We start from the raw sequence: 10,888 nt of genomic DNA on the forward strand, positions 1-10,888 counted from the left end.
ACTTTAGAAAAAATTCTTCAGTTGTGCAAGGGGTAATTCCAATTATTTTACAGATTTCGGCAAAGTCGGCGGGGTATAGGTCATTCCCTGCCATTCCAGCATGTCACCCTTGGGCAGGTTCACGAAGGTAGTCACCACGTATTCATCGAGCGGGGTTTCCGCCGCCTGCAGGGTCGAAACGACCTTCGTATCGCCAGAATAGAGGAGCAGTTCCTGTTCGCCGGAAGGTATATCCTTGATTCTCAAGGAGTTACAAGTCACCGTACGGACAAAGTGCGCCGTACCCTTCGCGCCCACGACCACGCTGTTCACCATGCAGTTGCTCGACTGCGTAGAATCGCGCGGGTCAATCACGAGGGCAATCGTACTGATCAGCCCGGACTGCGGGGTAAGGCTCGCCTTGCCCAGGTTGAGCGTGTCGTTATCCAGGTCCTTGATTTCGGCATACCTCGCATAGCGGCTCAGGCCCGTCATCTTCGTCTTCACGGAATCGCCGAGCCTGTATTCCACGCGGAAACTATCGTAGGGGACGCTGTCGGGCACAGGCAGCCACCAACGGCCCGTACTGTCGGTCACGGTCTGGGCCACGAACTCGGAAGAATCGCCCACGAACTCGAACCCGTAGATGTCGGTAATCGCCATGACCTCGACCCCGGCACAGGGATGCCCCGCACCGCAGGCGACAGAGCCCATTATCCTGCTGAGGTTTTCGGGCTCTTCGGGAACCTGCTTCATGAGGCTGTCCACGTCGGAGGTCGTGCTCCAGATAAACGGCCCCACATCGAGCGTATCGCCCGCCTTTGCCTCGAGGGAATCCATGCTCCACACTCGGTAGATGAGGCTATCGGCAATACCCATGTCCTGGAGCTTCGCCACAATCTGCGGGTCGCCCGGGCAGAACCCGAACCACCATGTACCGGCTGGAATCATCATCTTGAACGAATCGCCCGCGAACACGCTCTGCGCGAACGGCATGCCGGGCATGTACACCGTGAAGTGCGACCCGACCGCCACAGCAGGACTGTCCGGCTCGGCGTAGTACATCACGCTCTCGAAGAACGCCGCCTTCTCGAGCTTGATGGTATCCAGGTCCCTGGAACCGCTAACCACGCGCGGCAGATAAGAGATTTCCTCGGCATCCTGGTCGATAACTGCAATCTGGAACGTATCGGCAATCGCGGAATCGAATGCGAACACGCCCAGCGTATCGGTCTTGACCTCGATAAATTCAGGCACGACCGCCTTATCCTTCGCGGAATAGATCTTCGACATGCGGACGGCGGCGGCAGGGGCACGCGCGCCATCGGTGCGGGTAACGGTACCCGTCACGGCAGAGGCGGTAAGCATGTTCTCGGTATCGGTAGCGGTCCCCGAGAGTTTCTCGGTATCGGAACAAGCAAAAAACAGGGCACTACAGGCGACAGCCAAAGTCAAAGCGTACTTCATTTCGCGTCCTCCCCGTCCTTAACAGACTTGGATTCCTTCTCCTTGCTGAGAGGGAAAAACTGAACGTTCAACTCACACACCATTGTTTCACCGCTGTCGGAGCGCACAATATCCAAAACTTCCTTACGGAAAACGTCAATCTTGTTGATGATGCGTTCGAGCCCCTCGGCCGAGACACTCATCGTGGTACAAGATACATTTCTGCGCTCGGTACTGTAGTGGTCCAGGGCGCTTTTCGCAAGGTCAATCATCTGCTTCTGGAACTGGTGACCGAAAATCGGGGCGATTTCGCGCCCGCTCGATATGGTCTTGTTCACGGAGCGGTAGAAGCCGTCTTCGGCAAGGTCGATAAGTCCGAGGTCGAGCAGCAACTGGATAGCCTGCTTCGCCTGCGGGAGCGTAATCTTGGGGTTCAGGAACAGGGCAACTTCCTGAATGTTCTTTTCGTTGATATTGAGTACCGAAAGGGATTCGCGAACCGCCACGTAATACCACTTGCTGTAGTATTCCTGCTGGTTCTTGGTGAGCGTCTTGACCGTGCGGGGCAGAAGCGCCGACATCTGGTCGAATATCTGCTGCTTGGACGCGGGAGTGGTCGCGTGGGTGAAATCCACCATCAGGGTAAAGTAGCGGCTCTCGCGTTCGTTCAGGCCGAGTGCGGCGATGAACTTCGGGAGCATCTGCGGGGTCAGCGACTTGCGGCCGCGGATCAGGTCGAGGTAGAGCCCCGACGAGGAATACCCGGCCTTCTTCGCGAAGGACCTGTAAGAGAAGTAGCGCTGCACGGACTTACGGTACTCATAGTAATCCTGCAGGTACTTCCTATAGTTGTAATAGGCGTAGACGTTCATTAAAAGCAAAGATAATTTATTTATTTCTTGGGAACACCCCCTTTTTTGCAAAAAGTGGCAAAATTCACCTTTTTCGAGCAAAAAGAGCAAAAAAGAACACTTAGAGAACACTTTTTGCTTTTTACCTATACCCTTTCGCCAAAAATTTGGGTATATTTGGAGAACACCCAATCCCATCCCTCGGACCTTCGCTAATACTCCTAGCGAAGGTCCTTTTTCATACCGTGCGCTCGACGTTTCGGGTATCAAGACCTCCGGTAACTCGCGCACTCCCACCTAAAGGTGGCCATGTACACTAAGGCCTAAAGGCCAAGTGTCCAAAGGTCGCCTTCGCCCCTGGTTAATACCAGGGGCTTTGTCGCTCACGGTGATACCGGCCGTTCTCGGCTCACAGAGAAACGCTCAACGTTTATAGCACCGACAACAGCTTTCGGCTCACGGATAACCGCTCGTTCGTCATTTCGGGTGAGGCCCCTCCGGCTCACGGGAAGCTGCTCTATGTTTATTGCGCCGAAGGCGCCTTTTTATTTTTAAATTTGGGTACATGGATTTGAAGAAGAAGGCTTTAGGGTTGGGTGCGCGGGTACTGCGCATCGCAGGCATCATCCTTGTCATATACGTGAGTATGGTGTTCTACCTCGCGCTGACCGAGCGCAGGAACGCCTTCCCGCGCGCCATCACGCACAAGGAGGCCCGCGAAGCCATCGCAAGTACCGCGAAGGGCATCACCTGCACTACCGCAGACGGCACCGTTCTCGAAGGCTGGGCCATCGGGAACAGGGGCGACAAAGCCCTCCTCTACTACCCCGACGCCGACGAAGATGCGGCCCAGTTCCTCGCCGAAGTCCAGTCACTGGAAGGAACAACGCTCCTCACGTTCAACTACAGGGGCTCGGGCAACAACAAGGGCACTCCCTCGGGCGAAACCTTCGAACCCGACGCTAGCGCCATCCGGGAATGCGCCACCGAATGGGGCGGCGCCCCCGCATTTGTCGCGGGCCGCGGCACGGGAGCGATTCTCGCCGCAAAGAACACCAGCAAGGGCCAGATGCTCATTCTCATCGACCCGGTCAAGAGCATCGCAGACGCCATAAACGGAAAATACGGGAACCTTTACCCCAAATTTTTGGTACGTGCAAAAGTGGCCATGCCGGCCGACTTGTCCTATATCACGGAAAACCGCAAGGTACTCGTTTTCGACCGTGAAAAACATCGTGTCAAAAATCACGCGTTTTTGAAGGATTTTGACAAACTAGACACCCTGAAGCGGGGCGAAAAAACACTCCGTAAAACGTTGTCTATCCTAACAAGTGAACAGCCGTAGGCACCCGCAAGCCCTTATTTTATGCGGGTTTCAGCCATTTATGCCCTCCCCCATCAAACAAGTTTCCTTTGTCTAAATTTGTCAGTAAATTACAGAAAAACTATTATTTTTCCAAATAACCTTGTCTTAAAAGGGGCTTGACAAAAAGCATAAAATTATATATTAATTTACTTGTTAGGGAGCGAATTAATCATTCACAAGAGGTGTATATTATGGAAAACAAAATTACAATCAAGATGGATATCCGAGGGTTTATCCGTTTTTCCAACCAGGCCGTCAAGGACCTTAAGATCGACAAGAACCCGTACGCGGACGTCGAAATCGATACCGTGGGCAAGCGCATCGCCGTGACCCCGACCAAGACTCTCAAGACGACCTCCTTCCGCTTCATGCCCAACGGAGCAGGCTACCTGCTCTACTTCAAGGGCGCCATGAACAACACCGGTTTCCAGGTCGTTCCCGGTGCCTACACGATGGTCAAGGAAGGCAACAGGGTTGTTTTCTCCGGCAACGCTCCCGCCAAGAAGAAGGGCAGCTGGGAACTGTTCCCCTGCCGCAACTCCGTCGGCATCCCGATGCTCTCCATCGACAGCCGCGGCACCATCATTTTCGACAAGCGTTCCTGCACGGCACTCGAAACCGCGAAGAACGACACCATGGTCGCCGAGTACGACGCAAGCAAGAAGATGTTCAAGCTCACCTTCGGCAAGAAGGGCTTCATCAACGTCCGTACCATCGCAAGCCACGCGAACGCCTCGTTCATGGGCACGCTTTCTTCGCACGGCATCGCCCTTCCCACGAAGAGCTACCGTACGGAATGCAAGATTGCGGGCAAGGTCGTGACCTTCAGCGTCGCGCCGCTCATCGCCGAACAGAAGAAGGCAAAGGCTAAGTAACCCAGTAGGCTCCTATGGTAGACGTACTCAAGGCATTCTATTCCGTTCACTACAACTTCGGCATCCTCGCCATAATCATATTGCTTATCGGCATCTTCTTTGCAACGAAGAAGATGTGGATATTCCTTGCGATTACGGTGGCTGTCGTGCTCGTCATGAACGTTGTCCTGTACAAGATGACGGACGGAAAGTCCTGGACCATCGAGGCGGCGGTCGTGAAGAACGCCTACGGGACAGAATACAAGGCCGACCCCATGACCTTCTCCGTCCAGAAAAACTGGGTAAGCAAGGAAGGCATCGTGGTGGACCGCGGAGACACCATCCATCACTGGTGCTGGGTCGACCAGCTCTGGGAGGAATTCTCGCAGACTGACGTCATCGGAGCGCTCTGGGGCGAAAACAAGAGCAAGAAGATGATCAAGGCGTCTGAATCGCACGGCGAAGGTGTCGGCGAATAAAAGCTCGCTCTAGAGATTCTCAAGAATTAGCCCGCCTTTTTCCATACGGAGGAAGGCGGGTTTCCATATCCACTCCCCGGGAGAGGCGACCACGCCACCCTCGACATCCCACATGCCTGCGAGATGATGGTGACCGTGGATGCAGAAGTCGCAATTGTTGCGCTTGAGGACGGACTTGCCCCAACTCAGGTATTCTTCGAGGCGGATCTTTCGGGATTCGCCGATTTTTCGGCTATTGCGGCCCACAAAACGCGCGAGCGCCATTCCCCAGTCCGGGTGAATCTGCTTGAAAAGGAAACGGTTCAGCGGGAAGTCGAGAACCCGGCGCATAATCCGGTACCCGAAATCGGATTTGGGAACGCCGTCGCCGTGATGGAAATAAACGCGCTTGCCCTGAATTTCAAGGATCAGGCTCCTGTGGACCTGCACCCCGAGCGCCTTCGGAAAAAAATCCCCGTAGGCAAAGTCGTGGTTCCCGCGCAAGACGTGCACCTCGCAGCCCGCCTGGACAAGTTCACGGAGCGTGAAGAAGAGTTCCATGTGGTTCTTGTTCACGTAGTCGCTGTACTCGTACCAGAACTCGAACAGGTCGCCCACGACAACCAGGTGCGACGCCCTGCCCTTGATGGAGGCGAGGAAGTCCACGAGCATTTTCTCGCGGTCGGGCAACGCTCCCGGAGGGTTTACCCCCAAGTGGGCATCGGATATGAAGTAGGCACAGGATTCCATCACGAGATGAATATAGTAATTGGGAGTTCGTAGTTATTAGTTATTAGTTGTTAGAATATGCGGGTTGCGGGAAGTTTATCGCCAAACAAAAGAATTATATTTAGGGTAATGAGTTTTTCCGTAGCAAAATCGCTGGTCTTTGCAGGTTGCGCCCTCCTTGCGGGGTGTTCGATGAGCCTCACGAAATACGACCTGCAGGAATACCCGAAGACTATCCCGTTCTTCGAGCCCATCACGATTGCATACGGCGGGGACACGCTCTACCTCGATACGAACCTGCAGCGCGCCTACACGCGGGTAATAGACACGCTAAGCTACCCGATGGAAAGCTGCCGCGGGGTGGCGCACATCGATGCAAGCGTCTCGCAGGACGAACAGCCGAGCGCCTGGAACGTGGGTCTCGCATTCGTGCCGTTCTGGCCGTTTGCCCCCGTGAAAGAAACGTGGACCTACAGGATGGGCGTGCGCATTTTTTGCAACGGCTCCCTCACCTTCAAGGCGGAACTCGAAGAAAGCGAACACGTGGACGCCTTCTGGTACGGCAAGTTCCGGGCCGGCCTCGTGAACGATGCCTCGCAGGAGATGCACCGCAAGCTGCTGGAGCGCATCCGGTACGAAACGCAACTCGGAAGGAACACCGACCTCAATTCCGCGCAGGACTTTTAGCATGCACACACTGTATATCGTCGCAACTCCCATCGGGAACATGGAAGATATCACCTACCGCGCCGTGCGGATCTTGAAAGAAGTCCCGCTCGTGCTCGCCGAGGACACGCGCCACACGCGCATCCTGTTCGACAACTACGGGATAAACACCCCGATGGAAGCCTACCACGACTTCAACAAGGAGAAGGTGACCCCGAAGTACGTGGAGTTTCTGAAAAACGAGGGCGATATCGCGCTCGTAAGCGACGCGGGAACGCCGGGTGTCGCCGACCCCGCATTCAATCTGGTGCGGCAGTGCGTGCGCGAAGGTATCGACGTGCGTGCTGTTCCCGGGCCCTGCGCGATGATTACAGCACTCGTATCGAGCGGCATGCCCACAGACCACTTCACGTTCCAGTACTTTTCGCCCAAGAAGAGCGCCCAGCGCATCCACCTGCTCGAAAAGCTGAAGGACGAAGAGGCAACGCAGATTTTTTACGCGAGCCCGCACAATATCGACAAGTTCGTCGAGGAAATCGGCCAGGTTTTCGGCGAAATCAAGATTGCGCTGATGCGCGAACTCACCAAGAAGTTCGAAGAGCACCTCATCGGCACGCCGGCCGAGATTACGGCGCACTTCAAGGCGCACCCGCCCAAGGGCGAATTCGTGCTGATATTCAACCCGAAGGACAAGAGCGGACTGTAAAAACATATGATGGACAAAATTAAGAATTTACTTGGTTCGCTCCCGAAAGTTTACTGGATTTATTTCGCTGCCCTTTTTATAGCGGAACTTGTCGCGTTCGCGCTCCGGCCCAACGAACCGGGGCTTTACTCGAACCCCGTGCAGTTCGCACCGCTCGCCATCGCGCTCGGGTTCCTGTTCACGCGCGAGGCCCGCAAGAACTTCCGCCGCCACATATACACCTACGGCATATTGCAGTTTGCATTCCTCGCCCTCGATTACACCCTCGGGGATTCTACCGGAGTGGGGCATGCTGGCCTGTACCAGATAGCGACCCTCGCCCTCCCGCTGTTTATCTTCTGGCTCGTGCTTTTCGCCCGCTGGAACGTGGCCCGCATCCGCGAGTTCGATTCCCGCAGGGCGCTTCTCCTGAGCGGTATCGCCTGGGGGCTTTTCGCATTCGCCTTCCCGCCTCTCCCGCTCGGGCCCGCCGCCCTCCTGCTTCTCGTGCCCTGGTTTATCGTGCTTGACCGCTACAACAGGAACACCGCAATATTCGCGACGTTCTGGTCGGGAATGATTTACAACACGGTGAACTACTACTGGATTTACAACGTGATGAACGTGGATTCCGCGCCCTCCGGCCTAATCTGCCTCGGTGTGTTCCTGCTCATCGCATTCTTCAGCGCGTACAGCGTGTTCGCCGCGTTCATCTACACGCTCGCAAAGAACATCAAGTTCGGTGGCCGCGCCTGGCTACTCGCGCTCTACCCCATATTCTACGCGGGTCTCGAGATGACGCGCACCCGCGGGGATTTCGCCTTCCCGTGGAGCCACCTCGGGTACGTTTTCGGCAACACGCTCGAATCCCTGCAGGCGCTCTCCGTCATCGGCATCTTCGGATACACGGCCCTCATCATCGCGTCGAACATGATGGTCGCGAAGGCCATCGAAAGCCCGTGGAAAAAGCCCGCAGGCGACAACCGCACAAAATTCGTTCTCGCGAAACTTCCGCTGGCCGTGCCCGCACTGATATACGCGGCCCTCCTGGTTCACGGGAACGTGGTGCTCAGCAGGCCAGAGGCACAGCCCTTCTACGGCGCAGAAGCACCCGAAACGCCCCTGATGGCGATGGTCCAGCCGAGCATCGAGCAGGGGGAAAAGTGGAGCAAGGCGCGGTTCGATTCCATTACCGCAAAGACATTCGGCATGGTGAACGACAGTGTAACCGCGGGGACAAACCTCATTATCCTCGCCGAGACCGCCGTCCCCGACCACATCCGCAGGCAGCCCGCGACAATCCGGGCGCTGCACAGGCTCGCGGAGCGCCACAACGCAGCGGTTCTCACAGGCGCGCTAGACTTCCACCGCAACGAACCGGGAAGCCCGCGCAAGTACGACATCTACAATGCGTCGTTCCTGTTCACGCCCGAAGATTCCCATTCTTACCAGCGCTACATCAAGAAGCACCTCGTGCCCTTCAGCGAGCGCATTCCCTTCGACGACATCTTCCCCATCCTCAACTACGTGGACCTGGGCGAGGGCGACTTCGTGCCCGGCAAGGAAACTCCCGTGTACGAGCCGTTCAAGTGGACGCCCTTCATCTGCTACGACGCTATCTTCGGCGACCTCGTGCGCGAGGCAATCAACGCGGGTTCGCGCCTGATGGTGAACATCACGAACGACGGCTGGTTCGGCAGGAGCACCGCCCCCTACCAGCACCTGAACCTGGTTCGCTACCGCGCCATCGAGAACGGCATGCCCACCGCAAGGCTTGCAAACAGCGGCGTCACGGCATTCATCGACCAGTACGGGCATTTCGACAAGAACACCGAAATCTTTACCGACCGCGTAGTCTCGCGCAAGATGCAGCTCAAAACCCGCGACACGCCCTACCAGCACTACGGTGACAGCGTAGAGACCGCTCTACTGTGGTTCTTCCTGTTGTACCTAATCGCCGTAGCCTCTATGACCCTCCGAAATACGGTACGTTCCGGCAACCGCAAGTGAAAACTTAAATAAACGGGACGTTTTAGCCCAACCGGACTTTTCTTCCCGCTTTTTGCAGAACGTCACTCGACATTTTTTTGAAAAAAACTGCGTTTTTAGCCCGTATTTATCTATTTTCCTTTCTGAGAGAATGTTTGGCACGCTTTTTGCGACACCTAAAACAGAAAAACAAAACTGAAAAGTAAAAAGCGTAAAACCAATAACCAAAGAGGTGTATGATGAAAACCAAACTGATTCCCGTACTGGCACTGTCTATCATGGGTGTCTTTGCGACAACGTCTTTCGCTCAGGACAAAGTTGTCCCGGCATCGGACGAAAGCGTTGCCGAGGAAGTCGTTTCTACAGACAAGGCCGACCCCAGGGCTGACCGCGCAAAGGAACGTTTCGAACGCAAGGACGCCAAGAAGGCAGAAATTGCAAACCACAAGGCCGAAATGAAGGCCCTGAAGGAAGAACGTGCTGCGGCCCGCGCCGAACGCAAGGAAGCCAAGAAAGCCGAAATTGCAAGCCACAAGGCCGAAATGAACGCCCTTAAGGAAGAACGCGCAGCGGCCCGCGCCGAACGCAAGGAAGCCAAGAGGGCCGAAAAGGAAGCCCGCAAGGCGAACCGAGTCAAGGGCCACTCGTAATATTCCTGCCGAAAGGATAACCCTAAGGGACGCGATCCAAATCGCGTCCTTTTATATTTCCCAGCTGACGCCCGCCTTGAATTCGGTAAAGAACGTCCGCCTGGGTTCTGTAAAGTACTTGTATTTTTTCGGTATCGCGAAGAACAGCCTATAGAACTGTTCCACCCCCGCATACACTCCGAACACGCAGGGTTTCCAGGACAAAGTAACCGCCCAGGAACCGCTGAGTTTTTCAACCTTCTCGTACTTGTTATCCGGGCCGTCCACTACATACCCGTAGAACAAGTTCGCCTTCGCATCTATCGATATCTCTGTCTTGAACCTGAACGAAAGGGACGGATTGAACGACGGGCCGAACCACTTGAGCCAATACGGCGTGCTGATGGAATCGGCCTCGAAACGCGCCCCCGCGAAAACGGAAGCCTTCCATCCGTATTTCACATAACGACGCCACGAGACATAGGCCGCCGCATACAGGGGGCCATCGAGATTTTCGTACCCCCAAAGGGAGATGCTCAGCTTGTGCGTCCCCAGATGCACGGGTTGAAACTCGAACATGGCGTAGAATTCGGGAACCCAGTCATCGACTTCCGAGACATTGAAGTTCGCCCCGACATCCAGGGCCAGGGACTTGCCGACAAGGCCATACCCCACCCCGAGCGAAGATTCCCACGCGCTCGTATCCAACGAACGCAAGTCATCCTTGTCTACAAACCAGCCTCCCGACACGCTAAGGTCAAAGGAATGGCTCCAGTTCCACGAATCGTACTCCAGCGATGCCGTCGCCGCAGTAGCTATTTCGCTACCGAACTCGCTCCCGGAAATTCCGCGGCTCTTGTAAAGCAGCCCGACATAACCCAGCCGGCCCGACGAATGGAATTCCCAGGAATTGGAGAAGAGCGCCTCGTTGTAGTCATCGATGATTTCCTGGAGTTCCGCCGTATAGGGGCCACCCGCAGTCACGGCAGAATCAAAGAGAGCAAGAGCCCGCGTGATATCGCCAGCCTCTTCCGCCTTCAATGCACGGTAATAGAGTTCACCCTGGGTTTCCTCGTCTGCAAGAGAAAGGCCCGCAAGGAAAAACAACAAGCAACAAACAACCACACGACACCGCATAACCACCAGTAAATATACCTAAAAAAGCGCCACGGAGTACATTCGCCGCATCACAATATTTTCACAAACTTTGCCCAAATGTGCAGTCAATTTTACTAT

At 55.3% G+C, this 10,888-nt stretch carries 11 protein-coding genes; 7 read left to right on the plus strand and 4 right to left on the minus strand.

Going from position 1 to position 10,888, the window contains the following annotated elements; all coding sequences use genetic code 11:
• Window positions 1-42: 42 nt before the first annotated feature.
• Together BUA44_RS02760 and BUA44_RS02765 are read right to left on the minus strand one after the other, a co-directional pair.
• Entirely contained in the window at window positions 43-1,446 is a 1,404-nt protein-coding gene (locus tag BUA44_RS02760; protein WP_072808338.1) for a hypothetical protein, read from the minus strand.
• Window positions 1,443-2,297, minus strand: a complete 855-nt coding sequence (locus BUA44_RS02765; RefSeq protein WP_072808341.1) for a TIGR02147 family protein — start codon at window positions 2,295-2,297, stop codon at window positions 1,443-1,445. Before BUA44_RS02765 ends, BUA44_RS02760 begins: the two co-directional genes overlap by 4 nt.
• A gap of 544 nt (window positions 2,298-2,841) precedes the next feature.
• On the opposite strand from BUA44_RS02765, the gene BUA44_RS02770 reads away from it, so the two are divergent.
• The 3 genes from BUA44_RS02770 (at window position 2,842) to BUA44_RS02780 (ending at window position 4,975) form a co-directional block, all read left to right on the plus strand.
• Window positions 2,842-3,621 carry an alpha/beta hydrolase family protein gene (locus BUA44_RS02770; RefSeq protein WP_072808343.1) on the plus strand — a complete coding sequence of 260 codons (780 nt, stop codon included), beginning with the start codon at window positions 2,842-2,844 and terminating at the stop codon, window positions 3,619-3,621.
• Window positions 3,622-3,833: 212 nt separating this feature from the next.
• Window positions 3,834-4,517, plus strand: coding sequence for a hypothetical protein (locus BUA44_RS02775; protein ID WP_072808345.1), 684 nt, complete (start codon window positions 3,834-3,836; stop codon window positions 4,515-4,517).
• A gap of 14 nt (window positions 4,518-4,531) precedes the next feature.
• Window positions 4,532-4,975, plus strand: coding sequence for a hypothetical protein (locus tag BUA44_RS02780; protein ID WP_072808347.1), 444 nt, complete (start codon window positions 4,532-4,534; stop codon window positions 4,973-4,975).
• A 9-nt stretch (window positions 4,976-4,984) separates the two neighbouring features.
• On the opposite strand, the gene BUA44_RS02785 is transcribed toward BUA44_RS02780, so the two are convergent.
• The gene (locus BUA44_RS02785; RefSeq protein ID WP_072808349.1) at window positions 4,985-5,704 is read right to left on the minus strand and encodes a UDP-2,3-diacylglucosamine diphosphatase; all 720 of its coding nucleotides are present in this window, start codon (window positions 5,702-5,704) and stop codon (window positions 4,985-4,987) included.
• Between the two features lie 108 nt (window positions 5,705-5,812).
• Between BUA44_RS02785 and BUA44_RS02790 the strand changes: the two genes are divergently transcribed.
• The 4 genes from BUA44_RS02790 to BUA44_RS02805 all read left to right on the plus strand — a co-directional run bounded on the left by BUA44_RS02790 (window position 5,813) and on the right by BUA44_RS02805 (window position 9,673).
• Entirely contained in the window at window positions 5,813-6,370 is a 558-nt protein-coding gene (locus BUA44_RS02790; RefSeq protein ID WP_072808351.1) for a hypothetical protein, read from the plus strand.
• A gap of 1 nt (window position 6,371) precedes the next feature.
• Window positions 6,372-7,055: a 16S rRNA (cytidine(1402)-2'-O)-methyltransferase gene (rsmI, locus tag BUA44_RS02795; RefSeq protein ID WP_072808353.1), complete on the plus strand. Its 684-nt coding sequence runs from the start codon at window positions 6,372-6,374 to the stop codon at window positions 7,053-7,055.
• Window positions 7,056-7,061: 6 nt separating this feature from the next.
• Window positions 7,062-9,044: an apolipoprotein N-acyltransferase gene (gene lnt / locus BUA44_RS02800; protein WP_255370435.1), complete on the plus strand. Its 1,983-nt coding sequence runs from the start codon at window positions 7,062-7,064 to the stop codon at window positions 9,042-9,044.
• A 215-nt stretch (window positions 9,045-9,259) separates the two neighbouring features.
• Complete coding sequence (locus tag BUA44_RS02805; RefSeq protein WP_072808355.1) at window positions 9,260-9,673, plus strand: hypothetical protein; 414 nt, start codon at window positions 9,260-9,262, stop codon at window positions 9,671-9,673.
• Between the two features lie 51 nt (window positions 9,674-9,724).
• On the opposite strand, the gene BUA44_RS02810 is transcribed toward BUA44_RS02805, so the two are convergent.
• On the minus strand, window positions 9,725-10,789 hold the full coding sequence (locus BUA44_RS02810; RefSeq protein ID WP_143151839.1) for a hypothetical protein: 1,065 nt from the start codon (window positions 10,787-10,789) through the stop codon (window positions 9,725-9,727).
• Window positions 10,790-10,888 lie beyond the last annotated feature (99 nt).

Source organism: Fibrobacter sp. UWR3, from assembly GCF_900143055.1.
Classification (GTDB): Bacteria; Fibrobacterota; Fibrobacteria; order Fibrobacterales; family Fibrobacteraceae; genus Fibrobacter.

Coding starts and splice junctions, on each gene's coding strand:
- BUA44_RS02810 (WP_143151839.1), bottom strand. CDS start 10,789: ATGCGGTGTCGTGTGGTTGTTTGTTGCTTGTTGTTTTTCCTTGCGGGC.
- BUA44_RS02760 (WP_072808338.1), bottom strand. CDS start 1,446: ATGAAGTACGCTTTGACTTTGGCTGTCGCCTGTAGTGCCCTGTTTTTT.
- BUA44_RS02775 (WP_072808345.1), top strand. CDS start 3,834: ATGGAAAACAAAATTACAATCAAGATGGATATCCGAGGGTTTATCCGT.
- BUA44_RS02765 (WP_072808341.1), bottom strand. CDS start 2,297: ATGAACGTCTACGCCTATTACAACTATAGGAAGTACCTGCAGGATTAC.
- rsmI (WP_072808353.1), top strand. CDS start 6,372: ATGCACACACTGTATATCGTCGCAACTCCCATCGGGAACATGGAAGAT.
- BUA44_RS02790 (WP_072808351.1), top strand. CDS start 5,813: ATGAGTTTTTCCGTAGCAAAATCGCTGGTCTTTGCAGGTTGCGCCCTC.
- BUA44_RS02805 (WP_072808355.1), top strand. CDS start 9,260: ATGATGAAAACCAAACTGATTCCCGTACTGGCACTGTCTATCATGGGT.
- BUA44_RS02780 (WP_072808347.1), top strand. CDS start 4,532: ATGGTAGACGTACTCAAGGCATTCTATTCCGTTCACTACAACTTCGGC.
- BUA44_RS02785 (WP_072808349.1), bottom strand. CDS start 5,704: ATGGAATCCTGTGCCTACTTCATATCCGATGCCCACTTGGGGGTAAAC.
- lnt (WP_255370435.1), top strand. CDS start 7,062: ATGATGGACAAAATTAAGAATTTACTTGGTTCGCTCCCGAAAGTTTAC.
- BUA44_RS02770 (WP_072808343.1), top strand. CDS start 2,842: ATGGATTTGAAGAAGAAGGCTTTAGGGTTGGGTGCGCGGGTACTGCGC.